Source organism: Frigoribacterium sp. CFBP9030 (assembly GCF_034045195.1).
Classification (GTDB): Bacteria; Actinomycetota; Actinomycetes; order Actinomycetales; family Microbacteriaceae; genus Frigoribacterium.
This window is the reverse complement of sequence record NZ_JAXCWG010000022.1, coordinates 1-21,446: the sequence shown is the minus strand read 5'-3', so window position 1 is coordinate 21,446 and position 21,446 is coordinate 1. Positions and strand designations below refer to the sequence as shown.

Here is a 21,446-nt window from a genome sequence, read left to right as displayed (position 1 = left end):
TCGGGCTCCGGCCCCCGGCCGGGGCCCGTGTTCCCGGTGGAACCCCACCCCGCAAGGCCTCACGGCTTCGCGAGGTGGGGTTTTCCCGTGCGCCCGCAAGCCCGCTCGCGCGGGCGACTCACAGCCGGCCGCTCGCGGGGGCTTCCGCCGATCCGCGCGGCGTACCCTCGGGGCCATGAGCGAACTCGACACCATCGACCTGACCACCCTGCGCGGCGACAGCACGACCTTCGGCGCCTACAGCGACAAGGTGGTGCTGGTCGTCAACGTCGCCTCGCGCTGCGGGCTGGCCCCGCAGTACGAGAAGCTCGAGGAGCTGCAGAAGACCTACGGCGAGCGCGGCTTCACGGTGCTCGGGTTCCCGAGCAACCAGTTCCTGCAGGAGCTGGGGTCGTCCGAGGCGATCGACGAGTACTGCTCGGCGACCTGGGGCGTGACGTTCCCGATGATGGAGAAGATCAAGGTCAACGGGCGCAACGAGCACCCGCTCTACACCGAGCTGAAGAAGGCGGCGGACGCCGACGGCAAGGCCGGCAAGGTGAAGTGGAACTTCGAGAAGTTCGTGATCACCCCCGGAGGCGCGGTGCACCGCTTCCGACCGACCACCGAACCCGACGCCCCCGAGATCGTGTCGCTGATCGAGGCGTCGCTGCCCGCGTAGGTCGAGGCCGCGCCGCGCCTACGCGAGCAGGTCGACGGCGAGGTACCCGGCGTATCCCCCGCGGGTGCGCCCCACGCGGCGGCCGGAGGTCAGCACCTCGCCGGCGTCGGATGCGGTGACGACGGCGTCGGTCTCGCGGAGCCGCTCGACGAGCACGACGTCCTCGTGCAGGTCGAGCGCGTCGAACCCTCCGGCTGCCCGGTAGGCGCTCGCCCGCAGCCCCAGGTTCGCGCCGTGCACGTGGCCGTTCGGGCGCCCAGGCGTGTGCCGGGCCGTCCAGGCCGCGATCTGCTCGGCGCTCAGGTCGGCGAAGTCGGGTCGCACGGTGCCGACCATCACGTCGCTGCCGTCGTCGGCGAGGGCCACCTGCGCCACGAGCCACTGCGGCGGCACGACCGAGTCGGCGTCGGTGTTGGCGATCCAGACGGCGCTCTCGTCGACGCCCTCTGCGGCGAGCAGTCGCATGGCCCGGTCGACTCCGGCGGCGCGGGCCACGCCGACGGCGCCGCCGGCCGTCTCGATCACCGTCACGCCGGGGGCGCGTCGGGCGAGCTCGGCGGTGTCGTCGGTGCAGGCGTCGGCCACGACGACGGTGACGACCCGCACCTCCTGGTGATCGTCGTGGAGGCGGTGCCGTGCGACCCCGACGGCGGCGAGGCAGCGCTCGATCAGGGCGGACTCGTCGCGGGCGGGCACCACGACGGCGATCCCCAGGACACGCGGGCCCAGGACACGCGAGCCGAGGAGGCGCGGCGCGCTCACCGCAGACCCGTCCGGTCGGCCACGGATCGCCCGTCGCGCGACCGCACGTCGAGCACGAAGTCGTCCTCGTCGTGGTGCGCGACCGGGAGCAGCCCGGGGCGGCGGAGCAGGGCGGCGTGCACGTCGTCGCCGCTCTGCCGGAAGTCGTCGGCCCCGTGCCGCCAGTGGCAGGCGACGACGGTGCCCGCGGGGGCGAGCACCCGTTCGACGTCGTCGAGCAGCCGCTCGAACTGGTCGGGGTCGAGGTAGTAGCCGACCTCGCTGATCAGCACGAGATCGAACGGGCCGGAGTCGGGCAGCCCGCGCGTCACGTCGGCCTGCTCGACCCGCACGTGCGGACGATCGGCGAGCCGCGCTCTGGCGTGCCCGACGGCGACCTCGGAGACGTCGAGCGCCAGCACGGACGACGCGCGCTCGGCGAGCTCGGCCGTCACGACGCCGATCGAGCAGCCGATCTCGAGCACCGAGCCGAGCCGCTCGTCGGGCAGCGACGCGAGCGTGATCGCGCGCTTGCGCCGCTCGTACCAGCGCGTCGTGACCCCCCAGGGATCCGCCTGGCGGGCGTGCGTCGCGTCGAAGCGGGTGCCCTGCGGCTGCGCGGGCTCGGGCTGCGCGGGCTCGGGCTGCGCGGTCTCGGGCAGCACCGGCTCGTGCGGCGCCGACTCGGGCTGCGCCGATGCGGGCTGCGCGGACACGGGCTGCGCCGGCTCGGGCGGCTCGGAGCGCACGAAGACCTCGGCGTCGCGCCGGAAGTGCGCGACGAAGTCGGGGCGCAGCACGGCCTCGTCGCCGGGGCGCGACGACAGCGGGCGCAGCTGCGAGGCGTGCCGATCGAGGGCGCGAGCCGCGGCGGCGCGGGCCTCGGGGTCGAGCTCGACCCGCACGAGATCCGCCCACGGCACGTCGGGGTGATCGGGGGCGCCCCAGTGCCAGAGCCAGACGGGGTACTCGAACAGGGCCGGCGCGAGGTCGGCACCGACCGCCTCGGGCCCTGCACCACCGGCACCGGCACTCACGGCACCGGCGTCGGCGTCGGCCGCGGCGCCCCGCACCAGCTCCGCCGCGATCTCGCCGAGCACGCGGTGGTCGCGGTGACCGTCGCCGCGCCAGGGGGCGAGCACGACGGCCGGGCGGACGTCGGCGACGACGGAGGCTAGGCGGGTGCGGATGTCGACCCGCGCCTCCTGCAGTCCTCCGTCGGCGACGCCCATCAGCACGAGCTCGATGCCGGGGCCGAGCTCGTCGAGGGCGGCTCGCGCCTCCGCCGCGCGCTCGTGGCGCAGGGCGTCGGCCGAGGTGGTGGTCGAGTCGGGGTGCGAGCCGGCTCCGTCGCTGACGACCACGACGGTGACGGCGCGCCCCGAGCGCACGGCGAGCGCGATGAGCCCGCCCGCGCCGAGCGTCTCGTCGTCGGCGTGCGCCGAGAGCACGAGCAGCGGACCGGCCGCCGAACCGAAGCCGGAGCCGTGACCGAGGAGGCGCGGGTCGACCGGCAGCGCGGCCAGCCTCCCGTCGGCGGCCCAAGCCTCGACGGGGCCGGCGGGGTCGCGCGCGTCGAACCTCACCACGGGGCGACCGCGCTCTCGCGCAGCTGGCGGCCGAGCGACGCGTCGTCGGCGTCGGCGTGGTGCTGGCGCAGGTAGAGGGTGAGGTCGGCGACCCGCTTGGCGTGGGCGGCGTCGGCGACGAGGGGAGCCGGGCCGAGCGCGCGACCGACCCGGGTCAGCACGTCGTCGGCGGCGTGGGCGACGGTCGCACGGACCCGCTTGGCGAGCAGACGGCCGTCGGCGCCGGTCGCGCGGCCCGCGTCGACGAGCTCGGCGGCCTCGGCCAGGGCGCGTCGGGCGTCGGAGAGGCGCTCGTCGACGGCTCCGAGCGCGGCGGCGGTGTGGGGGTCGGGGTCGCGTCGGACGACCGTGCGGTGCAGCGCGCGGGCGATGCCCACGGCCCCGCCGTACCAGCACGCGGCGACGGCGATGCCGCCCCACGAGAAGCCGGGGCGTTCGAGGTACCAGCCGGGGGCGCCCACCGGCGAGGCCGCGACGGCGTCGAAGCGCACCGGGCCGGAGGGGATCTCGACCAGCCCACGGGCGTGCCAGGCGCCGTCGACGACCTCGACGCCGCCCTGCCGCAGGTCGACCGAGAACAGCCGCCGCTCGTCGTCGACCCAGGCCGTGACGAGCGCCGAGTCGAGCACGCCGGCGAGCGAGCACCAGCCCTTCTCACCCGAGAGCGACCAGCCGTCGCCGATCTGCTGCGCCTCGAGACGGGTGCCGGGCAGCTCGGCCGCGAAGACGCCCCAGCTGCGTGTCGCCGCCGAGGAGGCGCGGGTCGCGACCGCCGCGTCGGCTCCGCCCGCCGCATCGACCTGCCGCAGGATGGCGAACGCGTCGAGGTGCGGCTCGACGGCGCGGGCCGCGCCGAGGTCGTGGGCGGCGAGCGTCGCGAGGGCCCGCCACAGGTCGGCGGTGCGCCCCTCCCCGGGGACGGGCGCCGCGCCTCCTCGGCTGGTCAGGGCTATGCCGAGTCGGAGGGAGCCCTCGACGTCGGAGGGGAGGTCGTCGGCGACGAGACGCGTGAGCGAGCCCGGTTCGCTGGGGCCGGTGAGTTGCATACCTCGACCGTAGGCCGCCGGGCGGATTCACGGGCTCCGTCGACAGGAGCCGGCGAGGGTGATAAGAGCCGGCCAGGGGGTCGCCCCGCGGGTGGTCGGCACGACGAGGGCGCCCCTCCCCCGGCGTCGGGTGCTCAGCGGAACGAGGCCGCGACCCCGTTGCGGTGGTAGTCGAAGACGATGCTCGTCCGCGTCGACGCGACGCTCGGCTGGGCCGAGAGATGGTCGACGACGAAGGTGCGGATCTCGCTCGAGTCCGAGACGGCGATGTGCACGATGAAGTCGTCGTGCCCGCCGAGGAAGAACACCTGCAGCACCTCGGGCAGACTCCGCACGGCCTCGGAGAACGCGGTGATGGCCGCCTGCCGCGACCCCGGGCGCAGGGTCACGCCGATGACCGCCTGCAGCGGGCGGCCGATGCGACGCTGGTCGACGCTCGTCAGGAACCCGGTGATCACCCCGCGGTCGATCAGCGACCGGAGTCGCGTGTGCGCGGTCGACGGCGCGACGCCGACCGCCGCGGCGAGCGCCGCGTTCGACAGGCGGCCGTCGGTGGCGAGCACGTCGAGGAGGCGGCGGTCGACCTCGTCGAGGTCCGCAGGAGGCGCGGCGACGGCTCCGTCGCCCGCCGCGCCTCCTGCAGGTCGAAGATCGTTCGATTCGGTCATGCTCAGCGCCTCTCGCAGGGTGTCATCGGGTCGATCCATCCGGTCTCGCAGAATCTTCTTCGGTCGAAACACGGGTGAAACGAATGATCGACAGCATCGTCTCATCGATCGACGACGACCGGCCCGCGAGGCCCTGACGCGACAGGAGACGCCCATGCGCGTCGGAGTGCCCACCGAGATCAAGAACAACGAGAACCGCGTGGCCATCACGCCCGCCGGCGTCGACGCCCTGGTGCGCCGGGGTCACGAGGTGCTGATCGAGAGCGGGGCGGGCACGGGTTCGCGGATCCTCGACGCCGACTTCGCCGCGGCCGGCGCGACCATCGTGCCGACGGCCGACGAGGTCTGGGCCCGGGCCGATCTGCTGCTCAAGGTGAAGGAGCCGATCGCGGCCGAGCACCGCCTCCTGCGCGCCGATCAGGTGCTCTTCACGTATCTGCACCTGGCCGCCGACCGCGAGCTGACGGAGGCGCTGGTCGCCTCGGGTACGACCGCGATCGCCTACGAGACGGTGCAGCTGCCCGACCGCTCGCTGCCGCTGCTGCAGCCGATGAGCGAGGTGGCCGGGCGGCTCTCGATCACGGTGGGGGCGTACCAGTTGATGCGCGCCTCCGGCGGTCGGGGCACCCTGCTCGGCGGAGTGCCGGGCACCCCGCGCGCCAAGGTCGTCGTGATCGGCGGCGGTGTCGCCGGCGAGCACGCGGCGGCGAACGCGCTCGGCCTCGGCGCCGACGTGACCGTGATCGACCTGTCGCTGCCGCGCCTCCGTGCTCTCGAGGCGCGCTTCGACGGACGGATCCAGACGCGGCCGTCGACGCCGCACGAGATCGCGGTCCAGGTGCGCGACGCCGACCTCGTGATCGGATCGGTGCTGATCCCGGGGGCTGCCGCGCCGAAGCTCGTCACCGACGAGATGGTCGCGGGCATGAGGTCGGGCGCGGTGCTGGTCGACATCGCGATCGACCAGGGCGGCTGCTTCGAGGGGTCGCGGCCCACCACCCACGACGACCCGACCTTCGCCGTGCACGACGCCGTCTACTACTGCGTCGCCAACATGCCGGGCGCGGTGCCCGAGACGTCGACGCGGGCGCTGACGAACGCGACACTGCCGTACGTCGTGGCGCTGGCCGACCGCGGCCTAGACGCGGCGACGGCGGCCGACCCGGCGCTGGCGGCCGGGGTGAACGTGCACGCGGGCGAGGTCACGAACGCCGGCGTCGCGGCGGCGCTCGGGATGCCGCTGGCCGCGTCGGCGACGCTCGGCTGACGCGCCGCGCCGCGCCGCCGCGCGACTCGCCGATGCAGTTGCGCGAGCCGGATCGGCCTGCTTACACTCGCCTCTGATCGAACACGTGTTCGAACGAGAGGCAGGCCATGAACATCTCCACCACCCGATCGGCCGTCGCGCTCTGGTTCGACGACGGCCTGCCCGCGCGCCTCGTCCACGACGGTGTCCGGTGGCGGGTCAGCGACACCCCCACGCCCCTCGTCGACGAGCCGCTGTTCGTCCACGAGCTCATCACGCACCCGCCGCGGAGGTTCCTGGGGTGGCGGTTCCAGGCCACGGCGTCCGACGGCACGACCCACATGTTCGAGGTCGTCCGCGACGCCGCGGGGCACTGGCTGCTCGGGCGCCTCTACGACTGAGCGGAGCCCGGGCCGACGGCGATGCCGGCCCGGGCTCCGTGTCAGGCGGGTCTCAGTAGCCGGCGCCGGCCGACGAGTCGGCGCCCTCGACGAGCGCGCGGGTTCCCGAGACGCCCAGACGGGTCGCGCCCGCGGCCACGTAGCGACGGGCGTCGTCGATCGTGCGGACGCCACCCGAGGCCTTGACGCCGAGGCGGCCGCCGACGGTCTGGGCCATGAGCCTGACCGCATGCTCGGTCGCGCCGCCGGTGGGGTGGAATCCGGTGCTCGTCTTGACGAAGTCGGCCCCGGCCCGCTCGGCGGCCTGGCAGACGGCCACGATCTCGTCGTCGCTCAGGGCGGCCGACTCGATGATCACCTTGAGCACGGTCGGGCTCGGCACGGCGCCGCGGACGATCGCGATGTCCTCCTCGACGGAGACGAAGTCGCCGGCCTTCGCGGCACCGACGTCGATGACCATGTCGACCTCGTGCGCGCCCGACGCGACGGCCTCGAGGGCCTCCGACGCCTTGACGGCCGGGGTGTGCTTGCCGCTGGGGAACCCGGCGACGACCGCGATCTTCAGCTCGGACCCCTCGGGCAGCACCAGCGGCAGCATCGACGGCGAGACGCAGACCGAGTAGGCGCCGAGCTCGACGGCCTCCGCGATGAGGGCGTCGACGTCGGCGTGCGTCGCCTCGGGCTTCAAGAGGGTGTGGTCGACCATTCGGACGATGTCGGCGGCCTGCAGTGTCTCGGTCATGGGAGTCCTTCCGGGGCGATCGAGCCCGATCGGCTCGTCGTCCATCATCGACCGTCGCGGCACGACGGCGAAACCGGCGACCCGCTCAGACCGGGCGATCGCCGTCGCGGCGCCTCTCGACCTCGATCTCGAGAGCCCGCAGGCGGGCCTGCTGCTCGTGGAACTCGATCTCGCGGTCGAGGGCGGCCAGCTGCTCCTCCGTGCTGAGGGGGCGGGAGGTGGTGGTGACCGTCTGCGTGCGCTGGCCGCCGAATCCGAGCCGCTCGCGCCTCCTCGGATCGCCGAACGACACGTGCTCGGACGGGGCCGACCGCTCACGGCCCACGGCGAACCACAGGATGCTGCCGATCAGGGGCAGGAACACCACGAGGAGCACCCAGACGAGCTTCGGCAGGTGCTGCACCTGGCCGTCCTGGCGCGTGACGATGTCGACCAGGGCGATGAGCACGAGGGCGAACATGAGACCGGAGACGAGCACGTACATGTCGCGATCATATTCAGCGAACTCCTACCTGCGCCACCAGTCATTCGGAGGATCATCTGGATGGAATCGGACGAATCTGGCCCGCCGACGCGCAGAAGTGGTTGAGTCGGTGATTGCCCGACCCCGTGGCAGCAACCGCGCCCGACCCGGCGCTCGCAAAGAAAGCAGTCATCATGCTCGGTCTGATCGTCAGCCTCATCATCATCGGCCTCATCGCCGGTGCAGTCGCCCGCCTCGTCGTCCCCGGCAAGCAGAACATCTCGATCCCGATGACCATCCTCCTGGGCATCATCGGCTCGTTCGTCGGTGGATTCCTCGCCTACCTGATCTTCCCCGGCAACAACCCCGACGGTTTCTTCCAGACCTCGGGCATCATCGGTTCGATCATCGGCGCCATCATCGTCCTGGTCATCTACCTCAAGGTCACCGGCCGCAAGGGCGCTCGCAACTAGTCGACCCTGCACCGCGCGGACGGGCCGCTCTCCAGTCGGAGGGCGGCCCGTTCTCGTGCGCCTGGGCCTCCGCGGCTTCGGCGGGTTCCCGTCACTCGCGGCGGGTCAGCGCTGACCCGCCCCCGATGACGGTGACCCGCCGCACCTCCGAGCGGCCTCGGTACAGCTAGGGCTTCCCGTTCCCGTTGTTGTTGCCGGGGCCCGAGTTCGGGTTCGACCCGCTGTTGCCCGGACCGGTCACGGCGCCGGTGCCCACCCCGGTGCCGGGCACGGTCGCCTCGGGCACCGGGACCTCCCCGGGCTCGTTCTCGTCCGGCTCGTTCTCGTCGGGCTCGTTCTCGTCGGGCTCGTCCTCGCCGGTCGACTCGGAGGGGGTCGTCGGCTCGGGCGCCGTCTCCTCCGACGGCTGGGCCGGCGCGGGCGCCTCCTCGGTCTGCTCCGGCTGCGGCTCGGTCGTCTCGGCGGGGGTCGTGGCCTCGCCGGACGGGTCGTCACTGGGCGTGCCGCTGCTCGGCTGCGACGACTCGACCGGTGCTCCGTCGCCGTCGCCGCCCTGCGTGATCCCCCAGACGACGGCCCCGGCGATGAGTGCCAGCACCGCGACGATGATCACCGGCAGCACCCAGCGACGTCGCCCCGAGGAGGCGCGGTCGAAGTCGCCGGGGCCGCCACCGGCACCGGAGCCTCCCGCACCGGCACCGGCCGCCACTCCGCCACCCGTCGCGGCGGAGCCGAGGGCCACCGCCGGAGCGAAGCGCTCGGTCGGCGCATCCGAGCCCGGAGCGCCGTTCGAGTACGACGACGTCGGGGCGTTCGCGCCGTAGGCCGCGGTCGGCGCGTCGGCACCGGCACCGTAGGCCGCGGTCGGCGCGTCAGCACCGGCACCGGCACCGGCACCGTAGGCGGCGGTCGGCGCGTCAGCCGCCGCCGCACCGGCGACGCCCGCACCCGCGACCCCGGCAGCCGCAGCCGCGGCGGCCGCGGCGGGCAGCACCATCGTCCGGTCGCTGCGGTTGATCGGCTCCGTCGGATCGGGCACCGACGCCAGGTCGGAGGTGTCGCCGCCGCGGGCGGCCGAGGCCAGTCGCGACGCGCGGCGGGAGACCTCGAGCGCGGTGGGTCGCGCCTCCGGATCCCTGGCGGTCATCGAGGTGAGGAGCGACGCCCAGCCGGTCTCGAGCGACGACGGCACGATCGGGTCGTTGTGCAGGCGCGCCATGACCGACTCGATCGCGGAGCCCGTGAAGACCCGCGTGCCCGTCAGGGCCTCGAGCGCCACGAGACCGAGCGAGTAGACGTCCGACGGCGGTTCGATCGGCTGACCGAGCGCCTGCTCGGGGCTGATGAACGCCGCGGTGCCCATGACGGTGCCGGTCGCGGTCAGCCGCGTCGAGTCGACGAGGTAGGCGATGCCGAAGTCGGCCAGCTTCGCGCGGTAGCGCCCCTCGCCGCCGGGCACGGGGGCGAGCAGGATGTTCGCGGGCTTGACGTCGCGGTGCACGACGCCGCCCTCGTGGGCCACGTGCAGCGCCTCGCCCAGGTCGGCGAGCATCGCGGCGGCCGTGGCGGGGGTCAGCGGACCCTCCGAGACGAGCGTCTGGAGCGTCGGCCCCTCGACGAACTCCATGACGAGGTAGGCGCGGTCGGCATCGTCGACGCGGGCGTCGAAGAGCGTCACGATCGCCGGGTGGGCGAGACCGGCGAGCACCTGCACCTCGCTGGTCTCGCGGCGCAGCTCGGCGGCGTCGGCCCCCGTCGGTGCGAAGAGCTTGATGGCGACGACGCGCCCGAGCAGCGTGTCGCGGGCGCGGTAGACGCTCGCCATGCCGCCACGGCCGAGCACCGACTCGATCTCGTAGCGGCCGTCGAGCACCATGCCTGCGGTGAGGTCCGGGGTGTCCATGTCGCCTCCTGTCCGGGTCGTCGGGCAACGCCCCCCACCTTATTCGGGCTACGGAGTGACCATGCCGCCGTTCACGTTCAGGGTCTCGCCGGCGACGAAGCTCGACTCGGCGCTCGCCAGGAACACGTAGGCGGGGGCCTGCTCGGCGGGCTGCGCCGCGCGGCCCATCGGCGACTCGCTCGAGCCGAACTCGGGCAGGGTCTCGGGGTCGACGCCCTGGGTGACCTGCAGCACCGACCAGGTCGGCCCGGGCGCGACGACGTTGACGCGGATCCCCTTCGAGACGAGCTGCTGCGCGAGCCCCTTCGAGAAGTTGTTGATCGCGCCCTTCGTGGTGGCGTAGTCGAGGCGGTCGGGCGCCGGCGTGTAGGCCTCGAGCGACGCGGTGTTGATGATGGTCGAGCCCGGGCCGAGGTGCGGCAGGGCGGCCTTGATGATCCAGAACGGGGCGTAGACGTTGGTCTTGAAGGTGAGGTCGAACTGCTCGTCGGTGATCTTCTCGATGCCGTCCTGCCAGATCTGCCGACCGGCCACGTTGACGACGGCGTCCAGTCCGCCGAGGCCGGCCACCGCCTCCTCGACCAGCGTGCGACAGAAGGAGGCGCTGGTGAGGTCCCCGGGGATCGCGACGGCCTTCCGACCGGCCGCCTCGACGACCTCGATCACGTGGCGGGCGTCCTCCTCTTCGGAGGGGAGGTACGACAGCGCGACGTCGGCGCCCTCACGCGCGTAGGCGATGGCGACGGCGGCGCCGATGCCTGAGTCGGCACCGGTGATGAGCGCCTTGCGACCCGTGAGGCGACCCGAGCCGCGGTAGGTGCTCTCGCCGAGGTCGGGCACCGGGTCCATCCTCGACTGCAGGCCCGGCTCGGGCTGCTGCTGCACCTCGGGGCTGATCACGGGGAAGCGCGTGCGGGGGTCGTCGAAGGTGTACTGATCGCGGTCCATGCCGTCCGTCGTACGCCGGGGTCCTGAGCGGAGGGTGCGTGCGTACCCCGCGTCGCACGGTGGCCCGCGACCCCGATCGGCGGGTGTTATCCGTCATGCGCACTGGATGCACGGATAGTTAGTCGGTCTAGCGATTCCCGTGACAGCATGCTCATGCATCGACTTCACGGCGGTGCGGAGCGGCTCACGGCCTCTCCACCGAGAGTCAAGGGCAGCGCAGGGCTGCCAGAAACGAGCACCACGATGAGCCTCATCCGCCCCACCACCGGTCGCGTCCGCAGCCCCTTCTCCGAGGTGCGCGACACGGAACGCCAGGCCACCCTCTTCGTCGTCGCCACGTCGGCCGTCGCGGCCAGCGTCATGGCCACGGCCGCCCTCCTCGTCACCCTGGGCTTCGGCGCATGAGCGCGTCCGAGCTGCGTCACGTCGAACTCGCGCCCACCGAAGCGCTCGACCTCTCCGAACTCTTCGTCGGACGTGGCGAAGACGGTCCGCTGGCGGCCTGAGCCATGCGACCCTCCTTCTCCAGCCGCATCCTGGCCTCGTCCGACGACGTCGACCACGTGTCGTACTTCGACACCGGCATCGACGACGACGACCTCGACTGAGATCGGCGTCACCTGACGTCACCGCGTCACCCGCTCCTCCTGCATCATCAGCACGACCCGCTCCTCCTGCGTCATCAGCACGACCCGCTCCTCCTGCGTCATCAGCACGACCGAGCACGATCCGTACCAGCGGCCCACGACGTGGGGCGCCGACGAGGATCACCGACCACGGGCCTCCCCTCACCGGGAGGCCCGTCGTCGTCTGCGGGTGCGGGTGCGGGTGCGGCCGTCCTAGGCTGTCCGCCATGAGCATCGACGCCGAGAAGACAGTCCAGCTGCGCCGCTACGAACTCGTCGAGGGCGTGTTCGACGAGTTCGTCGAGTGGTTCCAGGCCCGGATCGTGCCGGCGCGCGAGGCCGAGGGGTTCGCCGTCGAGTTCGCGTACGCCGACCGCGAGGCCGGGGAGTTCGTCTGGGCGGTCAGCGTCGCAGGCGACGCCGCCACCTTCGCCGCGGTCGAGGAGGCCTACCTCGCGAGCGACTCGCGCGCCGCCGCCTTCGCCGATCAGCCGAAGAGGGTCGCCGCCAGCCATGTGCGCCTGATCGAGCCGGTCGTGCCCGCGGGAGCCCGCACGGCGCGCTGAGCCCGACCGCGCACGTCGACGCCTTCAGGAGGCGCGCGAAGGGAGCCGCAGGAGGCGCGCGAAGGGTGGTCGCCGGAGGCGCGCGAGAGTAATCGCCAGCTGGCCACGGAACGGCCTCGCTATCCGATTCGCGAACACATCCGGATACCCCCCAACCGGGGCGCCGACGCCTCCGAATGCTCTCCCGGGTGCCTAGCAACCCGTGTGTCCGGTCCACTGCGGACGGCGTTCCCGGCGAGTACCCGAAACCCGCCGAGATCACGCGTCGACGCAGCGGACGACACCCGTCGAGGACCCGAACCTCGGCGCGGGCTCTCGGATCAACGACGATCCGGGATCCTGCTGGGCACCGATCTCGCGGCGCCGATCCCTCCACAGGGTCGTGCGCCGCCGTCCCGCTGTTCGCTCTCCGGCGCAAGCCGGGCCGAGTCGAGGCGGGAGACGTATCGTCGGACGAGCCTCGTTCGAGGCCGTTCTCACGAGGAGCCCCGTGTCATCTGATCGACCCACGCCACCACGTGCGACCGTCGTCTTCCTGTCCGACGCCGACCCCGACCCCGATCGGTCCGACGATTCGCTCGGTGCCGCTCTCGCCGCCGCGTCGAGCGACCCGGGGGCAGCCTCCCTCGACGTCCACGTCGCCTCGGCGCCCTCGCCCGGGGCGACCGACGACGAGATCGTGACGGCCGTCGTCAAGGCGATCCGCGCCTCCGGAGCATCCCGGTGGCTGCTGGCCGCGAGCGGCGCCCGCGTCGACGCCGTCTCGCAGACGGTGGCGCGCATCCTGTCGGGCGAGGCGGGCGTGTTCGGTCTCGCCGGCGTGGTGGTGACCTCGCCGGGCGACTTCGACGGCGTCCCCACGCTCGTGCTCGACGACGCCTCGGCCTCGGGCGAGTCGCCCGTCGAGGCGATCGCGACGTTCTGGCGCGATCGCGCCGGGCTCGGGCCGACCATGTCGCTCGACTTCGCCGAGGTCATCGCCTCGACCCGCACCAGTCCGCAGACCCGGGCGCTGCTCGCCCGTCGCGCCCTCGCCGACGACCCCGACTACCGGCCGCAGACCCTCTCGACGTCGCAGCTCGAGACGCTGCGCGTCGTCGCCGACCTGGTCGTGCCCCAGCGCGCCCCCTGGCCCGGTGCCGAACTGGACCTCGCGGCACGGATCGACGTCGATCAGAACCTCGGCAAGTCCGACGGCTGGCGGAACAACGCCCTGCCGCCCGACCGCGAGGCCTACCGACGCGGGCTCGACGCCCTCGCCGACCTGCGCCTCCTCGGTGTCGACGACCAGCGGGCACGGGTCGCCGCACTCGTCGCCGGCGAGTTCGAGCCGCCGGCCGGCGAGATGACCGCCGAGCAGATGCAGCTCTGGTTCGAAGACGCACGGGTCGACCTCGTGCGCGCCTGGCTCGCCCACCCGGCGACGATGGAGCGCATCGGCTTCGACGGCTTCGCCAACGGCGGACCGGGCGGTGCGCTCTTCCAGGGCTTCGACCTGCTCGGCGCCGACCGACGCGAGCAGTGGGAACCGACGATGGAGGTCGTCCGATGAACCTCGACCAGATGACCACCTACTCCGACGACGAGATCGTCGACGCCGTCGTGATCGGCACGGGCGCCGGCGGGGCGCCGATCCTCAGCACGCTGGCGGCGCAGGGTCTGCACGTCGTCGCGCTCGAGGCGGGGGCGAACTTCGACCCCGAGCTCTTCACCCAGGACGAGACCGAGGCCGTCGCCATCAACTGGATGGACGAACGCCTCAGCGCCGGCGAGAACCCGACGGCCTTCGGCCTGAACAACAGCGGCAAGGGGGTCGGCGGGTCGACCCTGCACTGGGGTGCCTTCACCCCGCGCCCCGACGAGCGCGATCTGCGGCTGAAGTCGCTGACCGGCAAGGGCGTCGACTGGCCGATCGAGCACGCCGAGCTGATCGAGTACATCGAGCGCGTCGAGGCCTTCGTCGGCATCGCCGGGCCCGCCGACTACCCCTGGGACCCTTCGCGGCGATACACGCTGCCGCCGGCGCCGCGCAACGCGTCGTCCGACATGATGATCCGCGGGTGCGAGGCGCTCGGCATCACCGCGACCGACGGCCCGGTCGCGATCACCACCGTCGACCGCGAGCAGGAGCACGCGGGCATGCGCCACGCCTGCGTCAACTGCGGCAGCTGCCACCAGGGCTGCCGCAACGGCGCCAAGGTCAGCATGGACACCACCTACCTGCCGTCGGCGGTGGCGCACGGCGCCGAGATCCGACCCGGGTCGATGGTGCACGGCATCGAGCTCGACGAGGCCGGCGAGGTGTCGGCCGTCGTCTACACCCGCGACGGGGTCGAGCACCGTCAGCGCACGAAGGCGCTGTTCCTCTGCGCGGGCGGCGTCGAGACGCCCCGTCTGCTGCTGCACACCGGGCTCGCCAACAGCAGCGACCAAGTGGGCCGCAACTACATGGCGCATGGGGCGACCCAGGTGTGGGGCACCTTCACCGAGGAGATCCGCAGCCATCGCGGCTACCCGTCGTCGATCATCACCGAAGACACGATGCGACCCGAGGGCGTCGACTTCGTGGGCGGCTATCTCATCCAGAGCCTCGGGGTCATGCCGTTGACGCTGGCCACGACTCTGGTGCGCGGCGGCGGACTCTGGGGCGACGAGCTCGTCGAGGCGATGGAGGGCTACCGGTACCTGGCCGGGGTCGGCATCAACGCCGAGTGCCTGCCGAGCGACGACAACCGCCTCGTGCTGTCCGACGAGCTCGACGAGTTCGGCATCCCCAAGGCGATCGTCTCGTTCAGCGCCGGCCCCAACGAAGACGCCATCGACGAGCACGCCATCGCGACGATGACCGCCATCGTCGAGGCCGCCGGTGCCACCGACACGATGGTGCTCGCCCGCACGGCGCACACCATCGGCACCTGCCGCATGGGCGACGACGCGACGGACGCCGTGGTCGACGCCGACGGGCGCAGCTTCGACGTGCCGAACCTCTGGGTCTGCGACAACTCCGTCTTCCCGAGCGCGGTCGTCGCCAACCCCGCGTTGACGATCATGGCGCTCGGGCTGCGGACGGCCGAGAAGTTCCTGGCGGCGCGGGTCGCGGGGTAGACGGGGGCCGGTCGGCGGGGCCGGGGCAGCGGGGCCTGGTCGATCGGCAGGCGGCCGGTCGGTGGATCGCAGGATAGGCGGTGCGGGCGGCGGGCATGTCCGGGTTGTCCGTTTTCGGAAACTCCGGCGGATCGGGGCCGTACTCGGCTGGACAGGATCGAACGCTTGTTCGTATCTTGGTCCCGTGGGTAGTGACGAGAGTTGGAGCGACGGCGGCGTCGTCTACCGCATCACCGTCTTCGGCAACCGCCTGACCCTCGAGATGACCGAACCTCGCCGCGACGACAGCGATGACAGCGGTGGCGTCACGATGGACATCTCGCGCATGTGGCACCGCGGCCAGTCGGGTGCGGCCCGGTTGACGATCGTCAGCCGCACCGGCGCGGTCACGATCCCGTGCCCCCTGCCGATCGCCCGCCGTCTGGTCACCCGTTGGTCGGCCACGACCGGAGACAGCGTCGGCGACGACCGCCTCCCCATGAAGGACGAGCACCCCTAGCCGCACCGCTCCCCTTGCGCGCCCCCGCCCCCCCCTCTGTGCAACTCGCGACTGAACGGCCCCTGACGGGCAGCATCTCCTGGCGTTTCAGCTCCCTCGGGGCAGAACTGTCGGGTTCGGCACGCGCCCGACGGCCCGGCCCGTCGGGTCCGGCCCCCGCGACGCCGACGCAGCCAGACTGGCGTCATGACCGCCCCGCTCGAGACCCCCGACGGCCGCTACATCGTCGTGCGCGGTCGCCTCTGGCGGCGGTCCGACCCGTCGCTGAGCGACGACCGGCGGGCCGAGCTCGTGCACGACCTGATGGAGGCGCGGCGCGCGAAGAAGACCGCGCTCGGCGACGACGACCCGGCCGCCGTCGAGCAGGCCCGCGCCCGAGTCGACGCGGCGAAGACCGCCCTCGGCGAGCGCGGCCCCGTCTGGTGGAGCGACGACGCACCCGACGAGACCCGCCGCATGGCGGAGAACACGCGGTACGCCGACTGGTTCGCGTCGGTCGGGAAGCCGTAGACCCTGCCACGCTGGGAGGCATGCCGTCGCTCGATGCCCTCCGCGCCTCCTTCGTGTCCACCCGAGGAGGGGCGGTGGACGACAGCATCCCGCAGCTCGCCGAGGCCGACCCCGACCTGTTCGGGGTCGCTCTGGTCCGGCCCGAGGGCGAGGTGGTGGCCTCGGGTGACGCCGAGCATCCGTTCTCGATCCAGTCGGCCGTGAAGCCGTTCCTGTTCGCGTTGGCTCTCGCCGACTCGGACGGCGCCGCGCTCGACCGGGTGGGCATCGAGCCGACGGGCGAGGCGTTCGACGCGATCAAGCTCGAGAGCGACACGGGTCGGCCGCCGAACCCGATGGTCAACGCGGGGGCGCTGCTCACCGCCAACCTGGTCGACGGCGACTCGGGCGATGCGCGAATCCACCGGATCCTCGCCGGCCTCAGCGCCTTCGCCGGTCGCGAGCTCGACTACGACCGCGAGATCAGCGAGAGCGAGCAGCTGCACGGCGACCGCAATCATGCGCTCGCCCACCTGATGCGCTCGGAGGGGACGCTCGACGAGACCGCCGACGAGGCCGTCGCCGTCTACGCCCGCGCCTGCTCGGTGATGGTCGACGCCGTCGCCCTCGCCGTGATGGGGGCGACGCTGGCGTTCGGCGGGCGCAATCCGGTCACCGGCGAGCGGGTCGTCTCGGCCGAGGTGGCGCGCGACGTGGTCTCGGTGATGGCGACCTGCGGGGTCTACGACGGCTCGGGGCGCTGGATGCGCTCGGTCGGCGTGCCCGCGAAGTCCAGCGTCTCGGGCGCCATCGTGCTCGCCGCCCCGAATCGGCTCGGCGCGGCGATCATCAGCCCGCCGCTCGACGAGCTCGGCACGAGCGTCCGCGGCGAGGCCCTCAGCCGCGCGCTCTCCGAGCAGCACGGTCTGCACTCGTTCGGCTACCGCGGCTAGGGCCGCCGGCAGGGGGCGCCGGGCGCCGGGCACCCGGTAGCGTCACCGGGCACCGGGCACCCGGCAGCGTCACCGGGCACCCGGCAGCCGGCACCCGCGTCAGGCCGGGGTCAGCAGCCCCCGCTCGAGCACATCCGCGACGGAGAGCACCTTGTAGCCCTGGCTCTCGAAGAAGACGGTCATCCGGTCGTCGTCGGTGCCCATGACCGTGCCCTCGCCCCAGGTCGCATGGACGACGTGGGCGTCGGTGGCGAATGCAGGAGGCGCGGTGTCGGTGGGGTGCGCCTCCTCGTCTCCCGAGCGCGCCTCCTCGGCATCGATCCCGGCGCGGTCGTCGGACACGCAGAGGTCGCAGTTGCCGCAGTGCTCGGGCGAGTCCTCGCCGAAGTAGCCGAGCAGGAACCGGCGGCGGCAGCCGGCGGCCTCGGCGAAGGTGCGCATCATCTCGATCCGGGACGTCGCGACGCGCTCGCGGGTCTGGGCGACCTCGCGAGCCGCGCCCGCCGCTTCCGCCGCGTCGAGACCGGCGACCGGCTCGAACCCGTCCGTCGACTCGGTCAGCGCCCCGCCCTCGAGCAGCAGATCGATGAGGCGCGACACCGTGCGCGAACCGAGTGCGAGCTGACCCGCGACCTCGGCACGGGTCACCGGGCGTCCGGCGGCCGACAGCGCCGTGAAGACCCCCCGCAGATCGGCGCGGCCGGGCAGCCCCGAGGCGAAGAACGACCGCAGCGACAGGTCCTCGGGCCGGTAGTGCAACGTGGCGACGGCCGGGTCTCCGTCACGACCGGCCCGGCCGATCTCCTGGTAGTAGGCGTCGAGCGAGTCGGGCACGTCGGCGTGCACGACGAAGCGCACGTCGGGCTTGTCGATGCCCATGCCGAAGGCGCTGGTCGCCACGACGACGTCGACCTCGCCGGCGTGGAACCTCTCGTGCAGCTGCCCGCGCTCGGCGGACCGCTGCCCGCCGTGGTAGCCGACCACCGTCCGGTCGGGGCGGCGTTCCGCGATCGCCGCCGTGTAGGCCTCGGTCGCTCTGCGGGTCGCCACGTAGACGATGCCGGGCGTGGTCGAGCCGGCCACCTGCTCGACGACGGCGCGCATCTTCTCGTCGTCGTCCTCGTGGCGCACCACCTCGAGGGCGAGGTTGGGACGATCGAAGCCGCGGCTGACGATCAGCGGATCGCGCAGTCGCAGCCGTTCGACCACCTCGTCGCGCACGGGCCCCGACCCGGTCGCCGTCAGCGCCAGCACCGTCGGGCGGCCGAGGCGCTCGACGATCTCGCCGAGATGCAGGTAGTCGGGCCGGAAGTCGTGACCCCAGGACGACACGCAGTGGGCCTCGTCGACCACGACGAGGGCGACTCCGGCGTCTCTCAGCCGGTCGACGGTCTCGTCTCGCGCGAGCTGCTCGGGGGCGAGGAACACGTACGTGATCTCGCCCGCGGCCAGACGCTGCCAGCCGGCGTCGTTCTCGGCGTCGGTGTGACCGGAGTTGATGGCGACGGCCGAGGGCGCATCGGGGCGGCCGACCAGCCCGGCGACCTGATCGGCCTGCAACGCGATGAGGGGCGACACGACGACGGTCGGCCCGTCGAGCACGGCACCGGCGACCTGGTAGATCGCCGACTTGCCGAACCCGGTCGGCATGATGCCCAGGGTGTCGCGACCCGCGACGACGGCCTCGATCGCCTCGAGCTGCCCGGCGTGCAGATCGTCCCAGCCGAACAGGTCGGCGGCGGCGGTCGTGATGCGGGCGGTGCGGGCTGCGGGGGTTGCGGTGCGTGCGGTGTCGGCGGTGGGTGCGGTGCGTGTCGTGCTCATGTGGTCCTCGTGTCGGTGGGGCAGAGGTCCATCTCAGGCTCGCCGACCGTGACACGCGCACGACTGACAGCCGATGATCGGCCCGCCGTACCCCGGCTCCCGATCGGGGCGGCACACTACTCCGACCCGCCCTAGGATCGTCCACGGGGGAGCACCTGCTTCGAGAGATCACCCTTGGGGGGCCGCATGACCGACGACGACCGCGACGCGCAGGGGCCGGACGACGCGCCCGACGGGGCCGGCCAGCGCGATCAGCACCGCCAGCCCGCCGAGCCCCGCCAGCCCGCTGAGCTATCCGGGCACGAGATGCTCTTCGGCACCCCCGACGACGACCCCGAACCTGCCACCGACCCAGAACCCGACCCCGACACCGACCGGCGTCGCGGTGGTCTCGCCCTGCCGATCATCGCCGTGACGGTCGCCGTCGTCACCGTGGTGGCCGCCTGCTTCGTCGTCTTCGGCGACGTCCTGGGAAGCGCTGGCCAGCCGACGGCCGAACCGGCCACGACGTCCGCGACCGCACGACCGGGTGCCGCGCAGTTCGGCCCCAGCGCGACCCCCACGCCGACCCCGACCCCCACCCCGTCGGGTGAACCGACCCCGCGCGCCGCCACGGCCGCGCCCGTCGACGCCGATCTGCCGGCGCCGTCGGTGGCGTCCGTCCCGGCCGGCACGGTCGTGACCGAGGGCGATGTGCGTTCTCCGCTCGGCAGCGTCGCGTACCACTACCGGGTGGTCGCCGACGGCTCGAACGGCTACGACGTCCAGTACTCGGGCTTCACGTCGACGCTGCCCGTGCCGGTGTCCGCGACGCTCATCGACATCGCGCCCTCGGTGGGCGACGGGCTGACCTCGTACGGCGTCGGCTCGGTGCTGCTGGGCGGGCCGACGAGCGCGCCGACGTCGGGGGGCACGACCCTCGGCACCAGCCAGCCGTCGTACCTCGGCACGATCGTGACCTACTCGTCGGCTCCGTCGGCGGACGGCGTCCCGCTCGAGATCGGGCCCGACAAGGTGCTGGCCGTGCAGTCCGTCGCCTGGAGCATCCCGCCGCGCGAGACCAACATCGCTCCTGCCGACTCGGGCCCCGCGTCGCTCGCGGCCGGCACGGTCACCTCGACGACCGACGCCGGAGCGCCCCGCAGGTACCTCGTCTCCCCGAACGACACCACCGACGCGGTCGCCGCCCGGTTCGGCATCTCGGTCGCGGCGCTGATCTACCTGAACGCCGGGCTGCAGGTGCTCGACGACGAGCAGCGTCTGTTCGAGGGCACGACGCTCAATCTCGATCCCGCGAGCGTCTGACCGGCTCGCGCCGCGCCTCCTCGGATCTGCTCAGAGGCCTGCGCCGCACGGCAGGAGGCGCGGGTCAGCCGGTTGCGACCGCCGGCTCCGCGTCGAAGCGGGCACCCTCGGGCCGCGGGGGCGTCAGCACGAAGATCAGGAAGGCGAGCCAGCCGACGAACGGCACGAACAGGATGAACGCCCACAGCCCGCTGCGGTTCGCATCGTGCAGACGCCGCCAGGTGATGGCGAGGGTCGGCACGGCCGTCGCGAGGTAGATCGCGAGGAGGATCGCGTTCGGCGCGGTCGAGAACGACTGCCCGTCGACCTCGCTCCAGTCGCCGGTCAGCACACCCGTGACGCCCTGGATCGCGAACGGCAGCGCGAACTGCACCAGCGCGACCCACCAGTACTCGGCCCGCCCCGCCCGACCCGAGAAGGTCGCGTACTTGACGACGAACCGGCGCATGGCCTCGACGAACGACGCTCGGTAGTACGGCTGGTCGATCGGCCGACGGTCGCGGTCGCGGTCGCTGGGGGCGGAGGCGATGGTCACGGTCTCATCGTAGGTGGCGAGTCGGCGGCGGAAGCGTTATCCACAGGGCTCGGACGCGGCGACCCCCGCCCCCTAGGCTGAGCGAAACGACCGCGTACCGAGGGGACCGCTCATGACCGACAACACGCCCAACGACCCGAACCAGCCGGGCTACCAGAACCCGCAGGGCCAGCCCGGCTACCCGCCCCAGGGAGGCGCGCAGCAGCCCTACGGATCGGCTCCCCAGGCGTACACACCCGGCTCGAACGAGACCACGGGCGGCAGCAAGCCCCCGTCGAAGGGCATGGCCATCGCCGGCTTCGTCCTCTCGTTCTTCGGTCTGCTCGCCATCGTGGGTCTGATCCTGAACATCATCTCGTTCCGCCGGTTCGGGCGTGCGGGTCAGCCGCGCGGCCTCTCGCTGGCCGGCATCATCATCTCGATCGTGGTCATCATCATCACGGTCATCGGCATCATCGTGCTCATCGCCAGCGCCACCGTCCTGCTGCAGCAGTGTGCGGGCCTCGGCCCCGGCACGCATGTGGTCGACGGCGTCACCTACACCTGCAGCTGAGCTTCACCCCCACCGCACCAGCCCGACGGGCCGGTGCCGCACCCCGGGTCATCGGCCCGCCGGAGCGGCGCCGGCCCGTCGCCGCGTCCGGCGCCGCCGCCGCGCGCGCC

General features: G+C 72.9%; 23 protein-coding genes. 13 read left to right on the top strand and 10 right to left on the bottom strand.

All coding sequences use genetic code 11. The features are described 5' to 3' along the window. Nucleotides 1-175 precede the first annotated feature (175 nt). Nucleotides 176-661, top strand: coding sequence for a glutathione peroxidase (locus tag SOM13_RS15060; protein WP_192061723.1), 486 nt, complete (start codon nt 176-178; stop codon nt 659-661). 18 nt (nt 662-679) lie between these two features. On the opposite strand, the gene SOM13_RS15055 is transcribed toward SOM13_RS15060, so the two are convergent. The 4 genes from SOM13_RS15055 to SOM13_RS15040 all read right to left on the bottom strand — a co-directional run bounded on the left by SOM13_RS15055 (nt 680) and on the right by SOM13_RS15040 (nt 4,705). Continuing rightward, nucleotides 680-1,423, bottom strand: coding sequence for a glycosyltransferase (locus SOM13_RS15055; protein WP_320480185.1), 744 nt, complete (start codon nt 1,421-1,423; stop codon nt 680-682). Then, nucleotides 1,420-2,991, bottom strand: coding sequence for a PIG-L family deacetylase (locus SOM13_RS15050; RefSeq protein WP_320480184.1), 1,572 nt, complete (start codon nt 2,989-2,991; stop codon nt 1,420-1,422). The genes SOM13_RS15055 and SOM13_RS15050 overlap by 4 nt, the downstream gene beginning before the upstream one ends. Next, nucleotides 2,985-4,037: an acyl-CoA dehydrogenase gene (locus SOM13_RS15045; protein WP_320480183.1), complete on the bottom strand. Its 1,053-nt coding sequence runs from the start codon at nt 4,035-4,037 to the stop codon at nt 2,985-2,987. The genes SOM13_RS15050 and SOM13_RS15045 overlap by 7 nt, the downstream gene beginning before the upstream one ends. Before the next feature lie 134 nt (nt 4,038-4,171). Continuing rightward, nucleotides 4,172-4,705, bottom strand: coding sequence for an Lrp/AsnC family transcriptional regulator (locus SOM13_RS15040; protein ID WP_243216573.1), 534 nt, complete (start codon nt 4,703-4,705; stop codon nt 4,172-4,174). 154 nt (nt 4,706-4,859) lie between these two features. Between SOM13_RS15040 and ald the strand changes: the two genes are divergently transcribed. Next, entirely contained in the window at nt 4,860-5,972 is a 1,113-nt protein-coding gene (gene ald / locus SOM13_RS15035; RefSeq protein WP_320480182.1) for an alanine dehydrogenase, read from the top strand. A gap of 107 nt (nt 5,973-6,079) precedes the next feature. Next, entirely contained in the window at nt 6,080-6,352 is a 273-nt protein-coding gene (locus SOM13_RS15030; RefSeq protein WP_192061718.1) for a hypothetical protein, read from the top strand. Between the two features lie 52 nt (nt 6,353-6,404). Here SOM13_RS15030 and deoC read toward each other — a convergent pair whose 3' ends face one another. Continuing rightward, nucleotides 6,405-7,094 carry a deoxyribose-phosphate aldolase gene (deoC, locus tag SOM13_RS15025; RefSeq protein WP_320480181.1) on the bottom strand — a complete coding sequence of 230 codons (690 nt, stop codon included), beginning with the start codon at nt 7,092-7,094 and terminating at the stop codon, nt 6,405-6,407. Nucleotides 7,095-7,179: 85 nt separating this feature from the next. Then, a complete protein-coding gene (locus SOM13_RS15020; RefSeq protein ID WP_320480180.1) occupies nt 7,180-7,578 on the bottom strand; it encodes a PLDc N-terminal domain-containing protein in 399 nt (132 codons plus the stop codon). A 173-nt stretch (nt 7,579-7,751) separates the two neighbouring features. On the opposite strand from SOM13_RS15020, the gene SOM13_RS15015 reads away from it, so the two are divergent. Continuing rightward, nucleotides 7,752-8,030, top strand: coding sequence for a GlsB/YeaQ/YmgE family stress response membrane protein (locus SOM13_RS15015; protein ID WP_192061715.1), 279 nt, complete (start codon nt 7,752-7,754; stop codon nt 8,028-8,030). A gap of 166 nt (nt 8,031-8,196) precedes the next feature. On the opposite strand, the gene SOM13_RS15010 is transcribed toward SOM13_RS15015, so the two are convergent. Beyond that, nucleotides 8,197-9,933, bottom strand: coding sequence for a protein kinase domain-containing protein (locus SOM13_RS15010; protein WP_320480179.1), 1,737 nt, complete (start codon nt 9,931-9,933; stop codon nt 8,197-8,199). Nucleotides 9,934-9,981: 48 nt separating this feature from the next. Then, on the bottom strand, nt 9,982-10,881 hold the full coding sequence (locus tag SOM13_RS15005; RefSeq protein WP_243215720.1) for an SDR family oxidoreductase: 900 nt from the start codon (nt 10,879-10,881) through the stop codon (nt 9,982-9,984). A 243-nt stretch (nt 10,882-11,124) separates the two neighbouring features. On the opposite strand from SOM13_RS15005, the gene SOM13_RS15000 reads away from it, so the two are divergent. The 7 genes from SOM13_RS15000 to glsA all read left to right on the top strand — a co-directional run bounded on the left by SOM13_RS15000 (nt 11,125) and on the right by glsA (nt 17,119). Next, nucleotides 11,125-11,286, top strand: coding sequence for a hypothetical protein (locus SOM13_RS15000; RefSeq protein ID WP_192061712.1), 162 nt, complete (start codon nt 11,125-11,127; stop codon nt 11,284-11,286). A gap of 448 nt (nt 11,287-11,734) precedes the next feature. Continuing rightward, on the top strand, nt 11,735-12,073 hold the full coding sequence (locus SOM13_RS14995; protein WP_192061711.1) for a hypothetical protein: 339 nt from the start codon (nt 11,735-11,737) through the stop codon (nt 12,071-12,073). A 490-nt stretch (nt 12,074-12,563) separates the two neighbouring features. Next, complete coding sequence (locus tag SOM13_RS14990) at nt 12,564-13,625, top strand: hypothetical protein (protein ID WP_320480178.1); 1,062 nt, start codon at nt 12,564-12,566, stop codon at nt 13,623-13,625. An 11-nt stretch (nt 13,626-13,636) separates the two neighbouring features. Further along, entirely contained in the window at nt 13,637-15,178 is a 1,542-nt protein-coding gene (locus tag SOM13_RS14985) for a GMC family oxidoreductase (RefSeq protein WP_244637314.1), read from the top strand. Nucleotides 15,179-15,362: 184 nt separating this feature from the next. Beyond that, nucleotides 15,363-15,677, top strand: coding sequence for a hypothetical protein (locus SOM13_RS14980; RefSeq protein ID WP_192061708.1), 315 nt, complete (start codon nt 15,363-15,365; stop codon nt 15,675-15,677). A 186-nt stretch (nt 15,678-15,863) separates the two neighbouring features. After that, nucleotides 15,864-16,187 (top strand): biopolymer transporter Tol, encoded by a 324-nt coding sequence (locus tag SOM13_RS14975; protein WP_243215718.1) that lies wholly within the window; start codon nt 15,864-15,866, stop codon nt 16,185-16,187. A gap of 20 nt (nt 16,188-16,207) precedes the next feature. Next, a complete protein-coding gene (glsA, locus tag SOM13_RS14970; protein WP_320480177.1) occupies nt 16,208-17,119 on the top strand; it encodes a glutaminase A in 912 nt (303 codons plus the stop codon). Nucleotides 17,120-17,218: 99 nt separating this feature from the next. On the opposite strand, the gene SOM13_RS14965 is transcribed toward glsA, so the two are convergent. Then, a complete protein-coding gene (locus SOM13_RS14965; RefSeq protein WP_320480176.1) occupies nt 17,219-18,943 on the bottom strand; it encodes a RecQ family ATP-dependent DNA helicase in 1,725 nt (574 codons plus the stop codon). 186 nt (nt 18,944-19,129) lie between these two features. On the opposite strand from SOM13_RS14965, the gene SOM13_RS14960 reads away from it, so the two are divergent. Then, nucleotides 19,130-20,248 (top strand): LysM domain-containing protein, encoded by a 1,119-nt coding sequence (locus SOM13_RS14960; protein ID WP_320480175.1) that lies wholly within the window; start codon nt 19,130-19,132, stop codon nt 20,246-20,248. 64 nt (nt 20,249-20,312) lie between these two features. Here SOM13_RS14960 and SOM13_RS14955 read toward each other — a convergent pair whose 3' ends face one another. Beyond that, nucleotides 20,313-20,783: a DUF805 domain-containing protein gene (locus tag SOM13_RS14955; RefSeq protein WP_320480174.1), complete on the bottom strand. Its 471-nt coding sequence runs from the start codon at nt 20,781-20,783 to the stop codon at nt 20,313-20,315. Between the two features lie 112 nt (nt 20,784-20,895). Here SOM13_RS14955 and SOM13_RS14950 point away from each other — a divergent pair, with 112 nt between their 5' ends. Then, complete coding sequence (locus tag SOM13_RS14950) at nt 20,896-21,336, top strand: hypothetical protein (RefSeq protein ID WP_320480173.1); 441 nt, start codon at nt 20,896-20,898, stop codon at nt 21,334-21,336. Nucleotides 21,337-21,446 lie beyond the last annotated feature (110 nt).

Bases quoted from the DNA above. Each gene is read 5' to 3' on its own strand.
- SOM13_RS14950 (WP_320480173.1), top strand. From the start codon at position 20,896: ATGACCGACAACACGCCCAACGACCCGAACCAGCCGGGCTACCAGAAC.
- ald (WP_320480182.1), top strand. From the start codon at position 4,860: ATGCGCGTCGGAGTGCCCACCGAGATCAAGAACAACGAGAACCGCGTG.
- SOM13_RS15000 (WP_192061712.1), top strand. From the start codon at position 11,125: ATGAGCCTCATCCGCCCCACCACCGGTCGCGTCCGCAGCCCCTTCTCC.
- SOM13_RS15005 (WP_243215720.1), bottom strand. From the start codon at position 10,881: ATGGACCGCGATCAGTACACCTTCGACGACCCCCGCACGCGCTTCCCC.
- SOM13_RS15010 (WP_320480179.1), bottom strand. From the start codon at position 9,933: ATGGACACCCCGGACCTCACCGCAGGCATGGTGCTCGACGGCCGCTAC.
- SOM13_RS14965 (WP_320480176.1), bottom strand. From the start codon at position 18,943: ATGAGCACGACACGCACCGCACCCACCGCCGACACCGCACGCACCGCA.
- glsA (WP_320480177.1), top strand. From the start codon at position 16,208: ATGCCGTCGCTCGATGCCCTCCGCGCCTCCTTCGTGTCCACCCGAGGA.
- SOM13_RS14975 (WP_243215718.1), top strand. From the start codon at position 15,864: ATGACCGCCCCGCTCGAGACCCCCGACGGCCGCTACATCGTCGTGCGC.
- SOM13_RS14960 (WP_320480175.1), top strand. From the start codon at position 19,130: ATGACCGACGACGACCGCGACGCGCAGGGGCCGGACGACGCGCCCGAC.
- SOM13_RS15045 (WP_320480183.1), bottom strand. From the start codon at position 4,037: ATGCAACTCACCGGCCCCAGCGAACCGGGCTCGCTCACGCGTCTCGTC.
- SOM13_RS15015 (WP_192061715.1), top strand. From the start codon at position 7,752: ATGCTCGGTCTGATCGTCAGCCTCATCATCATCGGCCTCATCGCCGGT.
- SOM13_RS15020 (WP_320480180.1), bottom strand. From the start codon at position 7,578: ATGTACGTGCTCGTCTCCGGTCTCATGTTCGCCCTCGTGCTCATCGCC.
- SOM13_RS15030 (WP_192061718.1), top strand. From the start codon at position 6,080: ATGAACATCTCCACCACCCGATCGGCCGTCGCGCTCTGGTTCGACGAC.
- SOM13_RS14995 (WP_192061711.1), top strand. From the start codon at position 11,735: ATGAGCATCGACGCCGAGAAGACAGTCCAGCTGCGCCGCTACGAACTC.
- SOM13_RS15040 (WP_243216573.1), bottom strand. From the start codon at position 4,705: ATGACCGAATCGAACGATCTTCGACCTGCAGGAGGCGCGGCGGGCGAC.
- SOM13_RS15060 (WP_192061723.1), top strand. From the start codon at position 176: ATGAGCGAACTCGACACCATCGACCTGACCACCCTGCGCGGCGACAGC.
- SOM13_RS14985 (WP_244637314.1), top strand. From the start codon at position 13,637: ATGACCACCTACTCCGACGACGAGATCGTCGACGCCGTCGTGATCGGC.
- deoC (WP_320480181.1), bottom strand. From the start codon at position 7,094: ATGACCGAGACACTGCAGGCCGCCGACATCGTCCGAATGGTCGACCAC.